At 72.2% G+C, this 18,005-nt stretch carries 15 protein-coding genes; 8 read left to right on the forward strand and 7 right to left on the reverse strand.

Annotated elements, in window-relative coordinates; all coding sequences use genetic code 11:
- Window position 1 precedes the first annotated feature (1 nt).
- A complete protein-coding gene (locus GA0070561_RS03960; protein WP_091395037.1) occupies window positions 2-1,297 on the reverse strand; it encodes an ABC transporter substrate-binding protein in 1,296 nt (431 codons plus the stop codon).
- 159 nt (window positions 1,298-1,456) lie between these two features.
- Here GA0070561_RS03960 and GA0070561_RS03965 point away from each other — a divergent pair, with 159 nt between their 5' ends.
- The 8 genes from GA0070561_RS03965 to GA0070561_RS04000 all read left to right on the forward strand — a co-directional run bounded on the left by GA0070561_RS03965 (window position 1,457) and on the right by GA0070561_RS04000 (window position 8,599).
- A complete protein-coding gene (locus tag GA0070561_RS03965; protein ID WP_091395040.1) occupies window positions 1,457-2,203 on the forward strand; it encodes an SDR family NAD(P)-dependent oxidoreductase in 747 nt (248 codons plus the stop codon).
- Between the two features lie 35 nt (window positions 2,204-2,238).
- A complete protein-coding gene (locus tag GA0070561_RS03970; protein ID WP_091395043.1) occupies window positions 2,239-2,949 on the forward strand; it encodes a FadR/GntR family transcriptional regulator in 711 nt (236 codons plus the stop codon).
- Window positions 2,946-4,091 carry a galactonate dehydratase gene (dgoD, locus tag GA0070561_RS03975; RefSeq protein ID WP_091395047.1) on the forward strand — a complete coding sequence of 382 codons (1,146 nt, stop codon included), beginning with the start codon at window positions 2,946-2,948 and terminating at the stop codon, window positions 4,089-4,091. Before GA0070561_RS03970 ends, dgoD begins: the two co-directional genes overlap by 4 nt.
- Window positions 4,085-4,924 (forward strand): hypothetical protein, encoded by an 840-nt coding sequence (locus tag GA0070561_RS03980; protein WP_091395049.1) that lies wholly within the window; start codon window positions 4,085-4,087, stop codon window positions 4,922-4,924. The genes dgoD and GA0070561_RS03980 overlap by 7 nt, the downstream gene beginning before the upstream one ends.
- A gap of 10 nt (window positions 4,925-4,934) precedes the next feature.
- Complete coding sequence (locus GA0070561_RS03985) at window positions 4,935-5,555, forward strand: bifunctional 4-hydroxy-2-oxoglutarate aldolase/2-dehydro-3-deoxy-phosphogluconate aldolase (RefSeq protein WP_091395052.1); 621 nt, start codon at window positions 4,935-4,937, stop codon at window positions 5,553-5,555.
- Window positions 5,552-6,493, forward strand: coding sequence for a sugar kinase (locus GA0070561_RS03990; RefSeq protein WP_091395054.1), 942 nt, complete (start codon window positions 5,552-5,554; stop codon window positions 6,491-6,493). The genes GA0070561_RS03985 and GA0070561_RS03990 overlap by 4 nt, the downstream gene beginning before the upstream one ends.
- A gap of 20 nt (window positions 6,494-6,513) precedes the next feature.
- The gene (locus GA0070561_RS03995) at window positions 6,514-7,395 is read left to right on the forward strand and encodes an SMP-30/gluconolactonase/LRE family protein (protein ID WP_091395057.1); all 882 of its coding nucleotides are present in this window, start codon (window positions 6,514-6,516) and stop codon (window positions 7,393-7,395) included.
- A gap of 100 nt (window positions 7,396-7,495) precedes the next feature.
- Window positions 7,496-8,599: an L-dopachrome tautomerase-related protein gene (locus GA0070561_RS04000; protein WP_091395060.1), complete on the forward strand. Its 1,104-nt coding sequence runs from the start codon at window positions 7,496-7,498 to the stop codon at window positions 8,597-8,599.
- A gap of 17 nt (window positions 8,600-8,616) precedes the next feature.
- Here the strand turns inward: GA0070561_RS04000 and GA0070561_RS04005 are convergent, their stop codons facing one another.
- The 6 genes from GA0070561_RS04005 to kdpB all read right to left on the reverse strand — a co-directional run bounded on the left by GA0070561_RS04005 (window position 8,617) and on the right by kdpB (window position 17,987).
- On the reverse strand, window positions 8,617-9,372 hold the full coding sequence (locus GA0070561_RS04005) for a dienelactone hydrolase family protein (RefSeq protein WP_091395063.1): 756 nt from the start codon (window positions 9,370-9,372) through the stop codon (window positions 8,617-8,619).
- Window positions 9,373-9,493: 121 nt separating this feature from the next.
- Window positions 9,494-11,509, reverse strand: coding sequence for an FAD-dependent oxidoreductase (locus GA0070561_RS04010; protein WP_244166053.1), 2,016 nt, complete (start codon window positions 11,507-11,509; stop codon window positions 9,494-9,496).
- A gap of 102 nt (window positions 11,510-11,611) precedes the next feature.
- The gene (locus GA0070561_RS04015; RefSeq protein ID WP_091395066.1) at window positions 11,612-12,292 is read right to left on the reverse strand and encodes a response regulator; all 681 of its coding nucleotides are present in this window, start codon (window positions 12,290-12,292) and stop codon (window positions 11,612-11,614) included.
- On the reverse strand, window positions 12,289-14,838 hold the full coding sequence (locus GA0070561_RS04020; RefSeq protein ID WP_091397338.1) for a sensor histidine kinase: 2,550 nt from the start codon (window positions 14,836-14,838) through the stop codon (window positions 12,289-12,291). The genes GA0070561_RS04015 and GA0070561_RS04020 overlap by 4 nt, the downstream gene beginning before the upstream one ends.
- A 72-nt stretch (window positions 14,839-14,910) precedes the next feature.
- Window positions 14,911-15,792: a potassium-transporting ATPase subunit C gene (locus tag GA0070561_RS04025; protein ID WP_091395069.1), complete on the reverse strand. Its 882-nt coding sequence runs from the start codon at window positions 15,790-15,792 to the stop codon at window positions 14,911-14,913.
- On the reverse strand, window positions 15,792-17,987 hold the full coding sequence (gene kdpB, locus GA0070561_RS04030; RefSeq protein ID WP_091395072.1) for a potassium-transporting ATPase subunit KdpB: 2,196 nt from the start codon (window positions 17,985-17,987) through the stop codon (window positions 15,792-15,794). Before kdpB ends, GA0070561_RS04025 begins: the two co-directional genes overlap by 1 nt.
- Window positions 17,988-18,005: the final 18 nt, after the last annotated feature.

The following is an 18,005-nucleotide window of genomic DNA, read 5'->3' on the forward strand; positions in this document are numbered from 1 at the left end:
GTCAGCCCTTGAAGACCTTCTCGGCGCCGGCCTGCCACTCCCGCAGGATCGCGTCGATCTGGTCCGGCTTGTCGATGAACTTGGTCAGCGCGGTGTCCGCGGTCGGCTGGAGCGCGTCGCTGGAGTCGCGGTTGAAGAACTGGGTCAGCTCCTTGGCCTCGTTCAGCATCGCCTTGCCCTTGACCACCAGCGGCGAGTCCGACGCCTTGGCCCTGGGGTTGGCCGGCAGCACGATGCCGGAGCTGGCCTTGACGTACGCCTCCTGGGCCTCGACCCCGGCCAGGTAGCTGAGCAGGGCCCTGGTGCCGGTCGGGTTGGCGGTCTTCGCGCTGGCGAAGAAGCCGTCGGTCGGCGCCTCCTCGGCCAGCGGCACCGCCGGGTCGATGATCGGGAACCGGAAGAAGTCCAGGTCGCCGAGCGCGTCCTTGGGTGCGGCGTCGGCGAAGAAGGTGCCGATCAGGAACATGCCGGTCTTGCCGGCCAGCAGCGCGGTGGTCGCCTCCTGGAACGGGTACGCCTTGCCCTTGGGGTCGAAGTAGGGCAGGGCCTCGCGCCAGCGGGTGAAGACCGCCTTGACCTTCGGGTCGTCGAAGCGCTGCTTGCCGGCGAGCAGCTCGCGGTGGAACGGCGCCCCGTTGATCCGGATGTTCAGGTAGTCGAACCAGGCCGAGGCCACCCACGGGGTGTCGCCGAGGCCGATGCCGATCGGCGGGACGCCCTTGCCCTTCAGCGTCTCGCAGAGCGCCAGGAACTCGGTCCAGGTCTTCGGCTCCTGCACACCCCACTTCGCGAAGTTGGACTTGCGGTAGAAGAAGCCCCACCAGTAGTTGTTCATCGGCACGAAGATCTGCTTGCCGATGGCGTCGGTGGAGAGGGTGCGCAGCGACTGGGGGTAGTCGTCCAGTGACTTCCACACCTCGGAGACGTCCAGCAGCAGGTTCTTGCTGGCGTAGTCGTTGGCCACCGAGCCCGCGTACCAGGTGTAGAGGTCCGGCGGGTTGGCCGAGGTCAGGTAGGTCGGCAGCTGGGTCCGGAAGGTCTCCGAGGCGATCGTGTTGAGGCTCGCCGTGCCCTTGCCCTGCGCGTTGAAGGTCTCGATCAGCTTCTCCATCGCCGCCTTGGCCTGCGGCGAGGAGAGGTTGGACTGGATGGTGACCGCGCCCGAGCCGTTGCTCGTGGTCGGCCCGCTGGCGGAGCTGGCGCATGCGCTGAGGAACGAGCTGGCGCCGAGCGCGCCCAGTCCGGCGAGCCCAAGGTGGCCAAGGAATCGCCGGCGACCGGGGTCGAAGTCGCTCACGGAGGTATCCCTTCCTTTACGACACTCAGCGTCACCACGCGATGTGTCGTCCATGTGAATGCTGTGACGAGAAGGTTGCATCGGCCGTCGCCGACTGTCAAGATATCTTCGTAATTAATGATTAGACGAGACCAGGGCGAGGGTCAGGTGGATCAGCTTATGCGTCGGCTTGAGGGCAAGAACGCGCTGGTCACCGGCGCGATGGGCGGGATCGGCACGGCCATCGCCCGGCGACTCGCCGCCGAGGGAGCAGCGGTCGCGCTGCTCGACGTGGCCGACCCGACCCCACTGGCCGAGGAACTGACCGCGCGGGGCGACCGCGCACTGTCCGTAGTGGGCGATGTCAGCGACGAGGCCGACTGGACGGCCGCCGTGAGCGCCGTACGGGACCGCCTCGGCCCGGTCGACATCCTGGTCAATACCGCGTACGCCGTGCGGGTCGCCCCGGCGCACGAGACCAGCCGGCAGTCCTGGGACCACCAGCTCGGCGTCAGCCTCACCGGCTCGTTCCTCGGCGTCCGCGCCTGCCTTGACGACCTGCGGGCACGCTCGGGCGCGGTGGTGCTGATCTCCTCGGTGCACGCGCTGGTCGGGTTGCCCGGCCGGCCCGCGTACGCCGCGGCCAAGGGCGGCCTGGTCGCGCTCGGCCGCCAACTCGCCGTCGAGTACGGCCCGCAGGTCCGGGTCAACACCGTGCTGCCCGGGCCGATCCTCACCGCCGCCTGGGCCGACGTGTCCGAAGAGGACCGCCAGCGCAGCATCGCGGAGACCGTCGCGAAGCGCTTCGGCACACCGGACGAGGTGGCCGCCACTGTCGCCTTCCTCGCCTCGCCGGACGCCGCCTACGTCACCGGCGCGAGCCTCGTGGTGGACGGTGGCTGGACAGCGGTGAAAGCCTCGGCCTGAGAGATCGATACCGACCAGCGAAAAGGCCAGGAGCATTGGCACAGTACGCACGCCGCGGCGTCCACGGGCAGACCGTCGAAGCGATCGCCCGTCGCATCCTCACCGGCGAGATCGCGGCCGGCTCGACGCTGAACATCGTCGCGTTGCAGGAGGAGTTCGACGTCAGCCTCACGGCGCTCCGCGAGGCGCTGAAGGTCCTCTCGGCCAAGGGCATCGTCGACGCCCGGCAGAAGCGCGGCACCTTCGTCCGACCCCGTGCGGACTGGAACCTGCTCGACGGTGACGTGATCCGCTGGCAGTTCGCCGAGGGCACCGACCAGCGGTTGCTCGACCAACTGCACGAGGTGCGGGCCATCATCGAGCCGGCCGCCGCGCGGCTGGCCGCGACCCGCGCCACCGAGGACGACCTGACCGCCCTCGACCGGGCGCTGGCCGAGATGGCCCAGGCCAACGGTGATCCCGCCGCCGCCATCGCCGCCGACCTCGCCTTCCACCGCGCGCTGCTCACCGCCACCCACAACGAACTGCTGGAGCGGATGGAGGTGGTGATGGAGACCGGGCTCGCCGAACGGGACCGGCTGGTGCACGGTGGCAGCCCGCACGACGACCCGGTGCCCAGCCACCGCGCGGTGGTCGACGCGCTGCGTGACCGGGACGAGACGGCGGCCGAGACCGCGATGCGTCAGTTGCTGGACAAGGCCGTCCGCGACGTCGAGAAGGCACGGGGACGAAGGGGCAGTCAGTGAAGATCGAGCGGATCGAGACCTTCCTGGTCGCGCCACGGTGGTTGTTCTGCCGGGTGGAGACCGACGACGGGCTGGTCGGGTGGGGTGAGCCGGTGGTCGAGGGCCGCGCCGAGGTGGTGCGCAGCGCGGTCGAGGTGCTCTCCGAATATCTGATCGGTGCGGACCCTCTGCGCATCGAGCAGCACTGGCAGGTGCTCACCAAGGGCGGCTTCTACCGGGGCGGCCCGATCCTCTCCAGCGCGGTCGCCGGCCTCGACCAGGCGCTCTGGGACATCGCCGGGCAGGCGTACGGCGCGCCGGTGCACGCGCTGCTCGGCGGGCACGTACGCGACCGGGTACGGATCTACTCGTGGATCGGCGGGGACGAACCCGGCGAGGTGGCCGACGCCGCCGCCGCGCAGGTCGCCGCCGGCCTCACCGGGGTCAAGATGAACGCCTGCGGGCGGCTCTCGCCGATCCCCACCGCAGCCGAAGTGGACGCGGTCATCGGCCGGGTGGCCGCCGCCCGCGAGGTGCTCGGCCCCGACCGGGACATCGCCGTGGACTTCCACGGTCGCGCCGGAATGGCCGCCGTTCGCCGGATCCTGCCCGAGCTGGCCGCCCTGCGCCCGTTCTTCGTGGAGGAGCCGGTCCTGCCCGATCAGGCTCACCACCTGCGCGACATCGTCGCCAGCACGCCGATCCCGGTGGCCACCGGCGAACGGCTCTACGGTCGGTCCGAGTTCCTCGGCCCGTTGCAGGCCGGGGTCGCCGTGGTCCAACCGGACCTGTCGCACGCCGGTGGCATCTCCGAGGTCCGCCGGATCGCCGCGCTGGCCGAGACGTACGGCGCGCTGCTCGCCCCGCACTGCCCGCTCGGCCCGATCTCCCTGGCGGCCAGCCTCCAGGTGGCCTTCGCGACGCCGAACTTCCTGATCCAGGAGCAGAGCATCGGCATCCACTACAACGCCGGCTCGGAGTTGCTGGACTACCTCATCGACCCGGAGCCGTTCCGGTTCGTGGACGGGCACATCGCCCGCCTCGACCGGCCCGGTCTGGGCATCACTGTCGACGAGGTGGCGGTCCGCAAGGCGGCTCAGACCCCACACGCCTGGCGCAACCCGGTCTGGCAGCACGCCGACGGGTCCTTCGCCGAGTGGTGACCGGCAAGCGGCCGGTGGCCCTGCGGGTGGCGTACGACGCGGCGCACGGCGGTCGGTGGACGAGTCTGCGCGGTGGCGGCCGGGAGTGGCTCTGGCGTGGCCCGGAACCCGGTCGGCACGAGGTACGCCCCGACGACGCGTTCGTCGACGCCGGTGGGCTGGAGGAGTGCCTGCCCACGGTGCGCGGCGAGCCCGACCACGGCGAGGTGTGGTCGCGGCCCTGGCGCGACGGCGGCCCCGGCACCGCGGTCATCGAGCAGCCGACGTTCACCCTCACCCGCCGGATCATCGACTCCGGCGGCGTGGTGGTGGCCGACTACCGGTTGGCCGCCGACCCCGGGTACCGGTTCGTCTGGGCCGCGCACGCACTGCTCGACCTCTCCCCCGCCGCCCGCCTCGACGCGCCCGCCGGCACCCCGACCCGGCTGCACCCGGAAGCCGCCGCGCTCCTGCCACCGGGCAGCTGGCCCACCGGCGACCCGTGGTTGACCGGGTCGTGGCCGGCCCCGTCCGGGCTGCCCCTGGACACCTTCGGCCCGGACGACGGGACCGCGCTCGGCGCGGTGCTGCTCGACTGCGCCCGGGTCCAGGTGATTGACGGCGCCGACCGGCTGACTCTGGAGCTGGAGTGCGCCGGCCAGCCCCGCAGCACCGCGCTCTGGCGCAACCTGGGCGGCTGGCCGGCGAACGGCCCCTACCGCAGCGTCGGCATCGAACCGATGCTCGGCGCGGCCTTCGACCTGGCCGACGCCGGCCCCTCCGACGCGGCGGTCGTCCCGCCCACCGGCGAGGTCACCTGGCGACTCACCATCTCCGCCAACCGCAACCACTGAGGACACCGTGATGAACCTGCTCGACGAGCTGCGTACCCACCGGCTGTTGGCCATCGTGCGCGGCCCGGACCCGGCGGCCGCGCTGACCGCCGTACTCACACTGGCCGAGAGCGGCGTCGCCCTGGTCGAGGTCTCGATGACCAGCGCCGACGCGCTCGGCGTCATCCGCCGCGCCCGGACTGCCCTCGGACCCGACTTCGCCCTGGGTGCCGGCACCGTGCTCAGCGCGGAGGACGCCCGCGCGGCGGCCGACGCGGGCGCCGGTTTCCTGGTCACCCCGGCCATCTCGGCGAGCCTCGCCGAGGGCGGCCGGCTCGGGCTGCCGGTCCTCGCCGGCGCCCTCACCCCCACCGAGGTGGTGCGGGCCAACGACGGCGGGGCCACGGCAATCAAGCTCTTCCCGGCCTCGCTCGGCGGGCCCGACTACCTCGGCGCTCTGCGCGACCCGTTCCCCGGCACCGCGTTCGTGCCGGTCGGTGGTGTCGACGCGGACGGTGCTCGGCGCTACCTCGACCGGGGCGCGACAGCTGTCGGCGTCGGTTCCCCGCTGCTCGGCGACGCCGTCCGGGGCGGCGACACGGCGGCGCTGCGCGAGCGCGCCGCCGCCTTCCTGGCGGCGGTCCGGCCATGACCGACCTGCTCACGCTCGGCGAGACGATGGCGGCGTTCCGCACCACCGGCCCCCTGCGACTGGGCGGTACCGCCGGTATCTCCGTCGCCGGGTCCGAGTCGAACGTGGCGATCGGCGTGGCCCGGCTCGGCCACCGGGCGGCCTGGGTCGGTGTCACCGGCGCCGACGAGCCCGGCGAGCTGGTCCGCCGCACGCTGCGCGCCGAGGGTGTCGACCTGACCTGGTCCCGGGTCGACGCGGCCGCCCCCACCGGCCTGATCCTCTTCGAGAACCGGGTCGCGGACATCAACCGGGTCACCTACCACCGCTCCTTCTCGGCCGGCTCCCGGCTGGGCCCGGCCGACGTGACCCGGGCCTTCGACGCGCCCGGGCCGCCACCCCGGCTGCTGCACGTCACCGGCATCACCTGCGCGCTCGGCGTCGAGCCGTACCAGGCGGTGGTGGAGGCCGTGCGGCGCGCCCGCGTCGCCGGCAGCACGATCTGCCTGGACGTCAACCACCGCAACCGGCTCTGGTCGGTCGCCGACGCGGCCGAAGCGCTGCGCCCGCTGCTGCCCTCGATCGACCTGGTGATCGCCTCCGACGACGAGTTGGCGGTGCTCACCGATGCGACCGACCCGGCCGCGGCGCTACTCTCGGCCGGCGTCACCGAGGTCGTGGTCAAGCACGGTGCCGATGGAGCGACCAGCCACAGCGCGACCGGGACCATCCACCGTCCAGCCCGGACGGTGCCGGTGGTGGACACCGTCGGCGCGGGCGACGCCTTCGTCGCCGGGCTGCTCTCCGGCTGGCTCGACGGCGTCGACGCGTCGGCCCGACTGGACCGGGCCGTCACCACCGGCGCGTTCGCGGTCGCCAGCCGGGGCGACTGGGAGGGCCTGCCCGACCGGGCCGAGCTGGCGCTGCTCGACCACGGCCCCGGCGGTACGGTCCGCTGACGATTCTCTGGAGGAGCACCATGGAGCTGACCGAGCCGACCGTCTGGAGCACCGACCGGCTGGAGCTGGGTGAGGGCCTGCGCTGGGTCGACGACCGGCTGGTCCTCGTCGACCTGCTGGCCGGGCGACTGTTGGAGACCGATGGCGACGCCCCGACCCCGCTGCGGGAGCTACGCCGCCTCGACGTGCCGCTCGGTGCGGTCGCCCCGGTGGCCGACCGACCCGGCGAATGGCTGGCCGCCGCCGGGACCGGCGTCACGGTGCTGCCCGCCACCGGCGACCCCCGCCCGGTCGCCGAGCTGGTCGCCGACGCGCCGGAGCCGACCCGGATGAACGACGCGGTCGCCGACCCGCACGGCCGCTTCTGGGCCGGCAGCATGACGTACGCGATGGTGCCCGGCGGGGGCACGCTGTTCCGCCTCACCCCGGGTGCTGAGCCGGTCCCCGCGGTGACCGGGCTGACCATCCCGAACGGGCCGGCGTTCGACGCGACCGGCACCACCATGTACCTGGCCGACACCCCGCGCGGCGAGATCGACCGGTTCACCGTCGACCCCGCCACCGGTGACCTGAGCGGGCGGGAGCCGTTCCTGCGGTTGTCCCCCGCCGACGGCGGCCCGGACGGCATGACGCTGGACGCGGCCGACCACCTCTGGATCGCGTTGTGGGGCGGCTCGGCGGTACGCCGCTACCGGCCCGACGGCACCCTCGACCGGGAGATCCGGCTGCCGGCCAAGCAGCCGGCCGGCATCTGTCTGGGCGGCCCCGACCTGCGGCGACTCTTCATCGGCACCGCCCGGGTGGGGCTGGACTCGGCGGGCCCGCAGGACGGCGCGCTGCTCGCGGTGGACGTCCCGGTGCCCGGCCTGCCCGCCGCGCGGGCCGGCGCACCAGCGAGCTGATCGGAGGCATATCGGACGCCAGGGCGGGAACAACCGCACCGAAGCGCCGTAACAGCCGACCGGTAGGGAGCGAGCCGATGAGCACCGTGGGGCGGACGTCATGAACGGGCCGGTCGGCGACGAGCCGATGGGCGAGCTGGAGCTGGTGCACACCTTCACCGGCCCGATGCCGACCGGGGTGAGCGTCTCGCACCGGGGCCGGATCTTCGTCAACTTCCCGAAGTGGGGCGACGAGGTGCCGGCCACCGTCGTCGAGCTGCGCGACGGCCGGGAGATGCCCTACCCCGACCAGGCCTGGAACGACCCGTCCGGCGACGACGACGCGGGCGCGTTCGTCTCGGTGCAGAGCATCGTGGTGGACCCGGCCGACCGGCTCTGGGTGCTGGACACCGGCAGCCCGATGTTCCAGCCCACCAAGCCGGGCGGCCCCAAGCTGGTCAGGATCGACCTGGACACCGACACGGTCGCCCAGGTGATCACGTTCCCGGCGGACGTGGCGCTGCCGACGACGTACCTCAACGACGTCCGCTTCGACCTGCGGCGGGGCGAGGCCGGGGTCGCGTACATCACCGACTCGGCGGACTCCGGGCCGAACGGGATCATCGTGGTGGACCTGGCCAGCGGGGCCTCCTGGCGGCGGCTGCACGACCACCCGTCCACCAAGGCGGAGCCGCTGACGTCGTTCCGGCCGGTGGTCGAGGGCCGACCCTTCCTCGAACGGCCGGCCGACGGCCCGCCGAAGCCGGTGAGCATGGGCTCCGACGGCATCGCCATCTCCGCCGACGGCGACCGGCTGTACTACTGCCCGCTGGCGTCCCGGCGCCTGCACAGCGTGTCCACCGAGGCGCTGGCCGACCCGGGCGTCACCCAGGAGGCGGTCGCCGCGACCGTGGTCGACGAGGGCGACAGGGGCACCGCCTCGGACGGGTTGGAGAGCGACGACGCCGGACGGCTCTACCTCACCTCGTACGAGCACAACGCGGTGCTGCGTCGACTGCCCGACGGCGAGTACGAGACCCTGGTGCACGACCCGCGACTGCTCTGGCCGGACACCATGTCGGTGGCCACCGACGGGTACCTCTACGTCACCGCCAACCAACTGCACCGGCAGCCGCAGTACCAGCGGGGCAAGGACCTGCGGCGCAAGCCGTACGCACTGTTCCGCACCCGCATCGACGCCGGCCCGGTGCTGCTGCGCCGCTGATCAGGCCGGCGCGCTCGTCAGCTGACGGGCAGGGTGCGGTCCAGGAGGTCGAACAGGGCGGCCCAGTGACGCTCGGTGGCCTGCTCGTCGTACGCCGGGGTGTCGGCCATGGTGTAGCCGTGGTGCGCCCCGGTGTACACCTCCGAGCGGTAGCGCACCCCGGCGGCGTCGAGCGCCTTCTCCAGCGTGGCGATCTGCTCGGGGGTCATCGACTGGTCGGCGTCGGCGTGGCCGAAGTACAGCTCGCCGGTGATCGAGCCGACGCCCAGGTGTGGGCTGTCCGGCGCCTCGGTGACGATCCGCCCGCCGTGGAAGCTGGCGATCGCAGCGATGCGGTCCGGGTGCGTCTCGATGGCCCGTAGCGCGTTCGTGCCGCCCATGCAGTAACCGGTGATGGCGACCGGGCCCGGTCGGACGTCGTCGCGGGCGGCCAGGAAGTCGAGGAACGCGGCGGTGTCCCGGTTGATCACGTCGGGAGTCAACGCGCCGACCAGCGGCATGATCTTCTCGAAGAGGGCGGCGCGCTGGTCGGCCTCGCCGAGGCGGGACAGGTCGAACAGGGGTGCCCGACCGGCCCGGTAGAACAGGTGGGGCGTCAGCACCAGGTAACCGCGTTCGGCGATCCGCTCGGCCATCTCGACCAGACGGGGGCGCGGCCCGAAGGCGTCCATGAAGAGCAGCACCGCCGGGAAGGGGCCCTCGCCGTCCGGTCGGGTCAGGCTCGCGTCCGCCACTCCGTCACTGGTCGGGATGTCCACCGTCGTCGTCAGCACTGTGCCTCCTCGTACGCCGATCTTGGTCCGTTCGGAACGTTACTCGCCGTATCGGCACCCTCGGCGGGCAGCCGCGTGAACGCGGCGTCAAGAAGTCGATCGGGCCCAGATCCGACGCCGGTCAGGCACGCACGAAGCGCACCGCGTCCGCGACCACGTGGCCGTCGGTGTCCTCGGTGCGGATCAGCACGCTTCCGTCGCTGCCCGCAGTGAACTGGTAGGTGCCCAACGGCACCCACTGGCCGCCGGACTGTCGCTGGTTGACCGTCCGGGTGATCAACCCCCCGGAGTACGCGATGTCCACCGGCACGTTCGTCGCGCGGTTCGGGTCCGCGGTCCAGCGCAACTGCACTGTCCACGACCCGGAGGCGGGAAGTGAAGGGCGGAACCGCAGCCGGTTGACGCCCTTGGCGGTGTTGCCGTCGTGCTCGTAGTCCGGGCCGTAGTAGCCGCCAATGCTGGTGCTGCGCAGCCACGTCCCGGCCCGGGTGATCCCGCTGGTCGACGCGTTGTCCAGGATCACCTCGCTGGTGGAGCCCCACTCCAGCACCGCGCCGTCCTGGCGCAGCCGGGTCTGGAGAGCGGGCACGGAGACGGCCTGCACGGCAAGGTTCCCGGCGAGCGCCAGGGACGCCGCGGTGGCCGCGGCCTGCCCGAGGATCATGAAGACGGGTTCCATCCGGATCGAGCCGTACGCGATGTGGCTCGACGAGAGGCAGACCGGCACCAGCAGGTTGGCGCACTGCGCCTGGTGCGGCACTATCGCGCGGTAGCTCACCGGGTACGGCGCCGGCACGCCGATCTGCACGTCCCCCTCGTTGCGCACCTTGCCGTCGACGACCACCCGCTGACAGTTGTGCGAGTCCATCGTGTAGCTGGCCAGGCCCACCGAGTCGGTAGCGCGTACCCGACCCCGACAGTCGGCCTCGGTCATCACGTACGCGGAGATCATCCGGCGTGCCTCGCGGATGTAGAGCATCGGCGGCCAGCCGCCCGTGCCGGTGAACTCGTCCACCGGCAGCCCCCACCGGGCCGTCGAGTCGCGGACCGACGCCGGCAGCCGCGGGTCGTTGGCCAGGAACCACATCAACCCCTGCTGGTAGGTGCGGTGCTCGGCGATGATGCTCTCCCGCGTCGCCCAGCTCGCCGTCGGGTACGCGTAGTTGAAGCCGATGTTGTCGGTCGACACGGCGCCGTTGTTGTTGGAGTCGGTCTTCCCGCCGCCGACCGAGTGGGTGGTGAAGTAGGGCCCGGTGTAGCCGGCCTGGATGTGCCGCAGCAGCAGTTCGTACCGGATCGGGTCGTAACCGGACGGCTTGCCGAACGGGATCCGGTTGGCCGCCTGGGTGAGGCACATCCGGAAGCAGTACGCCTGGATCTTGTCGTCGCCGCTGCCCTGCGGGGCGAGCGGGGTGGCGGAGATGCCCGGCAGCAGCCCGCTCGCGGGCGAGCCGGCCGTCACGTACGGGTCGACGGGGTAGGCGAACTGGTGGGTGTTGCGCGACTGCACCCCGTTGATCGTCTCGCCGTAGGTGTCGTTGGACTCCCGCCCGACGGTGAACCCCACCCCGGCCATGGCCAGCAGGTCGCCCTCGTAGGTGGCGTCGACGAACACCCCGCCCCGGTAGATCGACCCGTCCTCGGTGCGCAGCTCGGTGATCCGGTTCCCGGTTCGGCCCAGGCCGGCCAGCCGGGCGTCGACGACCACGGGCACGCCCGCCTCGGCCAGCATCTCGGCGAAGACGGCGGTGGCGACGCGCGGTTCGAAGGTCATCCGCAGCGGCGAGGTCGGCGTGAGGGTTCCGCCGTGGTACTTCACGTACACCCGGCGGTAGAACTCGGCGGCGAGCCCGCCGATGGACGCCTGGACGCCGGTGTCGGTGGCGCCCAGCCCGGCGGTGCTCAACCCGCCGACGTGGCCGGTGGGCTCCACCACCACGGCGGTGCGGCCGAGCCGGCGCATGGTGATCGCGGCGGCCAGCCCGCCGGAGGTCGCGCCGTAGACGACCAGGTCGGCGGTGGTGACGGCGGCTCGGGCGGGGGCGGCCCGGAACGGGTCGGTGAGACCGGCCAGGACGAGGCCGGCACCGCCGGCGACCAGCAGCCGACGACGGGACAGGGGTAGGGGCACGGACACGGCGAGCTCCCGAGGGGTAACCGGTGGAGGGGACGGTTACAGAAGCACGCCGCTGCCGCTGCGAACGAGATTCTTCAATCTCTGCCGGCGGGTGTCAACGGTTCACGGCCGGTAGCGGTAACCCATTCCCGGCTCGGTGATGAGGTGGCGGGGGCGGGCCGGGTCGTCCTCCAGCTTGCGCCGCAGCTGGGCCAGGTACTGCCGCAGGTAGTTGGTCTCGTTCTGGTATTCCGGCCCCCACACGTCCTGGAGGAGCTGACGTTGGCTGACCAGTTTGCCGGGGTGACGCAGCAGCTTCTCCAGCACGCTCCACTGGGTGGGGGTCAGCTTGACCTCGGTGCCGTCGTCCCGCAACACGCTGTGGTCGGCCAGGTCGACGGTGTGCTGGCCGATCCGCAGGGCCGGCACCGCGTCGCTGGGCGCGCCGAGGCGGCGGGTCACCGCGCGGATGCGGGCCAGCAACTCCTCCACCCCGAACGGCTTGGTGACGTAGTCGTCCGCGCCCGCGTCGAGCGCCGCGACCTTGTCCTCGCTGCCGGCCCGGCCGGAGAGCACGATGATCGGCACGGTGGTCCACCCGCGCAGACCCCGGATCACCTCCACGCCGTCGATGTCGGGCAGGCCGAGGTCCAGCACCACCAGGTCGGGCGGGTGGCTGGCGGCGGCCTTCAACGCGGCGGCCCCGGTGCCGGCGACGTCCACGTCGTACCGGCGGGCACGCAGGTTGATCCGCAGGGCACGCAGGATCTGCGGTTCGTCGTCGACGACCAGGATGCGCGTCATTCCTGCGGCCCCTCCGAGCTGGTCGGCGCGGCCGGCAACCGCAGCACCATGGTGAGCCCACCGCCGGGAGTGGTCTCCGGGGTGATGCTGCCACCCATCGCCTCGGCCAACCCCCGGGACAGGGCAAGACCGAGACCGACGCCGGTCTGGTTGTCCCGGTCACCGAGTCGTTGGAACGGCAGGAAGACGTGCTCCCACTGGTCCTCCGGGATACCCGGCCCCCGGTCGATCACCCGCAGCTCGACCTGGCCGGCGTGGGCGCTGGCGGTGATCGTGGGCGGCTGATCGGGCGGGCTGTACCGCAGCGCGTTGGCGACGATGTTGACCAGCACCCGTTCCAGCAGGCCCGGGTCGGCGGTGGCGGCCGGCAGGTCGGCCGGGATGTCAGTGCCGACGGTCGCGGCCGCCGGGCCCAGTTCGTCCAAGGCCAGGGGTACGGCGTCCTCCAGGCCGATCGCGGTCGCCGAGATGCCCAGCACGCCCGCCTGGAGCCGGCTCATGTCCAGCAGGTTGCCGACCAGCCGGGCGAGACGGTCCAGCGACTCCTCGGCGGTCTCCAACAGCTCCTCGCGGTCGGACTCGTCGAACTCGATGTCGTGGCTGCGCAGGCTGGTCACGGCCGCCTTCGCGGACGCCAGTGGGGTACGCAGGTCGTGGCTGACCGCGGCGAGCAGCGCGGTGCGCATCCGGTCGGCGGCGGCGAGGGGCCGGGCGGTGGCGGCCTCCTCGGCGAGCCGCTCCTGGCGCAGCGCGACGGCGGCCTGGGCGGCGAACGCCTCGACGATCCGCCGGTCGGCGGCCTCCAACCGCCGGCCGCTGAGCACGACGGTGATCCGGTCGTCGACCGGTACCGCCGTCTCGCCGCCCTCGGGCGTGCAGGCAGGCTGCTCGCCGACGCTGGCCACCACGCACCAGGCGTGTTCCTCGCGGGCCCGCTCCGGTCGCCCGCTGGCCTCCTCGGCCAGCTCCAGCACGCTCACCGCGCGCAGCCCGAAGGTCTCCCGGAGCTGATCCAGCAGGGCGGGCAGCGGACGTTCGCCGCGCAGCACCCCACCGGCGACGGCGGCGAGGGTCTGCGCGTCGGCGGCGGCCCGCGCGGCCTCCCGGGTACGCCGGGCGGCCACGTCGACGATCCAGCTCACCGCCAACGCCACTCCGACGAAGACGGCCAGGGCGAGCAGGTTGTCCGCCTCGGCGATGGTCAGCGTGCGGAAGGGCGGCGTGAAGAACCAGTTGAGCAGCAGCGAGCCGCCGAGCGCGGCCACCAGGGCCGGCCACACCCCGCCGACCAGCGCGACCCCGACCACCCCGGCGAGGAACAGCAGGATGTCGTTTGTCAACGTCAGGTCGGGCAGGGTCCTGAGCAGGAGGGTGAGCAGCGGCATGCCCAGCACCGCCAGGCCGAAGCCGAGCAGCCGGCGGCGTCGGGACAGCGCCGCCGGAACGGCCGCCGCCCGGCGGCCCTTGCCGGCCTGCTTGTGGGTGACCAGGTGCACGTCGATCGAGCCGGACAGCGCGGTGGTGGTCACCCCGACACCCCTGGCGAAGATCTGCGCGAGGCGACCACGCCGGCTGGCCCCGAGCACCAGTTGGGTGGCGTTCACGCCCTGGGCGAAGTCCAGCAGCGCGGCCGGCACGTCGGTGCCGAGCACCTGGTGGTACGTGCCACCGAGGCTCTCCACCAGCACGCGTTGCCGGGCCAGCTGGGCCGGGTCGGCGCCGGCCAGGCCGTCGCTGCGGGCCACGTGCACGGCGAGCAGGTCGGCGCCCTTGCTGCGCGCCGCGACCCGGGCCGCCCGACGGATCAGCGTCTCACCCTCCGGGCCACCGGTCAGCGCGACCACTACCCGTTCCCGGGCCTCCCAGGTGGCCGCGATCCCCTGCTGGCTGCGGTAGCGGTCGAGCTGCTCGTCGACCTTGTCGGCCAGCCAGAGCAGCGCCAGCTCGCGCAGCGCGGTGAGGTTGCCGACCCGGAAGTAGTTGCCCAACGCGGCGTCGATCTTGTCGGGCCGGTAGATGTTGCCGTGCGCCATCCGTCGACGCAGCGCCTCCGGGGTCATGTCGACCAGCTCGACCTGCTCGGCGGCCCGGACGATCTCGTCCGGCACGGTCTCCCGCTGGGTGGTGCCGGTGATCTGCGCGACGACGTCGTTCACCGACTCCAGGTGCTGCACGTTGACAGTGGACAGCACGTCGATCCCCGCGTCGAGCAACTCCTGGACGTCCTGCCAGCGCTTGTCGTGCCGGGAACCGGGCACGTTGCTGTGCGCCAACTCGTCGACCACAGCGATCTGTGGCCGGCGGGCCAGCACCGCGTCCAGGTCCATCTCGGTGAACGTCGCGCCCCGGTAGTCCATCGTCCGGCGGGGCACCTGTTCCAGGTCGCCGAGCATCGCGGCGGTGTGTTGACGGCCGTGGGTCTCCACGAAACCGATCACCACGTCGGTGCCGCGCGCGGCCCGCCGCTGGGCCTCCTCCAACATGGCGTACGTCTTGCCGACGCCGGGGGCGGCCCCCAGATAGATGCGCAGTTCTCCGCGTGGCACGGGGACCATCCTCCCTGGTCAGATCGGCGGGCGGGGCCGTGCCGGTCGGCACGACCCCGCCCGCGAGGGTGCTCAGCGTGCGGCGAACTGCTTGTCGAGCGCGAGGTTGAGTTTCAGCACGTTGACGCCCGGCGCACCCAGGAAGCCCAGAGCACGCCCGCTGGTGTGCTCCGTGACCAGCTTGCGGACCGCCGCCGGGTCCGCGCCGCGCTCCCGCGCGACCCGGTTCACCTGCAGTTCGGCGTACGCCGGGCTGATCTGCGGGTCGAGACCGCTGGCGCTGGCGGTGACCGCGTCGGCGGGCACCGCCGGGTCGGCGGGCGCGTCGCCCCGGACCGGGGTGACCACCCCGCCGGCGGCCACGTAGTCCTCGCCGGGCTGGGCCGGCTCCACCGCCACCCCCTGGTACTCGGTGACGAACGGCGTCGCCGGGGCGGCCTGGTTGACGCTGACCACCCGGGTGACCGGGCCGGTCAGACCGTCGGCGCGGAAGACCGCGAGCACGGCACCCACCCCGTCGTCGGTGCAGTACGGACGCCGGCCGTCGACGCCGTTGAGCTCACCGACCGACTTGCTGCGCCCGCACACCTGGGTGAGCAGGCTCTCGCTGGATTCCTCCGGGTCGGTGGCGATGGTGTCGACCACGCTCTCCGGGCCCAGGTTGCTGGCCGAGGTGGCCGTCGGGTCGTAGCCGTCGCCGGCGGCGGAGGGGCGGGACTGGAAGTACCGGGCGACGGGGTTGCCGTCCGCGTCGGTGAAGGACTGACCGATCAGCGCGCTGCCGACGGTCGTCCCGCCCGACGAGATCAGCGAGCCGTCGGTCTTGTGGTTGAGGCCGGGTAGCTGACCAACCGCTACCAGGGCCAGCGGGTAGACCAGGCCGAGCAGCACAGTGAAGACGAGTACGGCGCGCAGCGCGGCGAGGTGTTGGGCGATCCAGGTGGGTAGGCGCATCACGAAATCCCCGGGATGAACTGGATGAGCAGGTCGATGAGCTTGATCCCGATGAACGGCACGATGATGCCGCCCAGCCCGTAGACCAGCAGGTTGCGGCTGAGCAGCTTCGACGCGGCGGCCGGCCGGTACCGCACGCCCCGCAGGGCGAGCGGGATCAGCGCGATGATCACCAGGGCGTTGAAGATGACAGCGGACAGGATCGCCGACTCCGGGCTGGACAGCCGCATGACGTTCAACGCGTCCAGGCTCGGGTAGAGGCCGGCGAACATGGCCGGGATGATCGCGAAGTACTTCGCGATGTCGTTGGCGATGCTGAAGGTGGTCAGCGCGCCACGGGTGATCAGCAACTGCTTGCCGATCTCCACGATCTCGATCAGCTTGGTCGGGTCGGAGTCGAGGTCGACCATGTTGCCGGCCTCCTTGGCGGCCGACGTACCGGTGTTCATCGCCACCCCGACGTCGGCCTGCGCGAGCGCCGGCGCGTCGTTGGTACCGTCACCGGTCATCGCGACCAGCCGGCCACCCTCCTGCTCCCGCTTGATCAGCGCGAGCTTGTCCTCCGGCGTCGCCTCGGCCAGGAAGTCGTCCACCCCGGCCTCGTCGGCGATCGCCTTCGCGGTACGCGGGTTGTCGCCGGTGATCATCACGGTTCGGATGCCCATCCGGCGCATCTCGTCGAACCGCTCCCGCATGCCGGACTTGACCACGTCCTTGAGGTGGATGACGCCCAAGGCGCGGGCGGGCGCACCGTCGACGTGCTCGGCGACGACCAGCGGGGTGCCGCCGGTGCCGCTGATCGCGTCCACGATCTCGCCGACCTGCTCGGTCGGGTGGCCGCCGTTCTCCCGTACCCACTTCATCACCGCGGCGGCGGCGCCCTTGCGGACCCGGCGGGCCGTGCCCACCGCGCCGGCGTCCACGCTGGCGTCCGGGGTGAGGTCGACGCCGCTCATCCGGGTCTGCGCGGTGAACGGTACGAAGGTGGCGTGCGGCATCACGCCGGGCTGGCGCTCGCGCAGCCCGAACTCGTTCTTGGCCAGGACGACCACCGAGCGCCCCTCCGGGGTCTCGTCGGCCAGGCTGGACAGCTGCGCGGCGTCGGCCAGCGCCGCGGGGTCGACCCCCTCGACCGGTACGAACTCGGCGGCCTGCCGGTTGCCCAGCGTGATGGTGCCGGTCTTGTCCAGCAGCAGGGTGTTGACGTCGCCGGCCGCCTCGACGGCCCGGCCGCTCATGGCCAGGACGTTGCGCTGCACCAGCCGGTCCATGCCGGCGATGCCGATGGCGGAGAGCAGCGCGCCGATGGTGGTGGGGATCAGGCAGACCAGCAGCGAGATCAGCACCACGCCGGTGACACCGGAGTCGGTGATCGCCCCGCTGTTCGGTGCGGCCGCCTGGTACGCCTTGGAGAAGATGGCCAGCGGCTGGAGGGTGACCACGGCCAGCAGGAAGATGACAGTGAGCGCGGCGAGCAGGATGTTCAGCGCGATCTCGTTCGGCGTCTTCTGCCGGTTGGCCCCCTCGACCAGAGCGATCATCCGGTCGATGAAGCTCTCCCCCGGCTTCTGGGTGATCTTCACGATGATCTGGTCGGAGAGCACCTTGGTGCCGCCGGTGACCGCGCTGCGGTCGCCGCCGGACTCCCGGATCACCGGGGCCGACTCGCCGGTGATGGCCGACTCGTCGACGCTGGCGATGCCCTCGACGATGTCGCCGTCGCCGGGGATGATGCCGCCCGCCTCGACGAGTACGACGTCGCCCTGACGCAGGTCCGGCGCCGGCACCGCCTCATCGCGGTAGGTGTTGGCCCGCGCGCCCGGCTTCCAGTCGATCAGCCGGGTGGCGATGGTGTCCTTCTTCGCCTGCCGCAGGGTCGCGGCCTGGGCCTTGCCCCGACCCTCGGCGACCGCTTCGGCCAGGTTGGCGAAGACCACTGTCAGCCAGAGCCAGACGGTGATCGCCCAGGCGAACACCGACGGGTCGATCACCGCCAGGACGGTGGTGAAGGCCGCACCGACCTCCACGATCAGCATCACCGGGTTGCGCCACAGCGTGCTGGGGTTGAGCTTGCGTACCGCGTCCGGCAGGGACCGGATCAACTGCTTGGGGTCGAGCAGGCCCCCGCCGATCCGGTTGCCCTGGGTGGCGGGCGTGCCGGGGAGTTGCTCTGTTGGGGCGGACGTGACGGACATGTCCTCGTTCCTCATGAT

It is taken from the genome of Micromonospora saelicesensis (assembly GCF_900091575.1).
Lineage (GTDB): Bacteria > Actinomycetota > Actinomycetes > Mycobacteriales > Micromonosporaceae > Micromonospora > Micromonospora saelicesensis.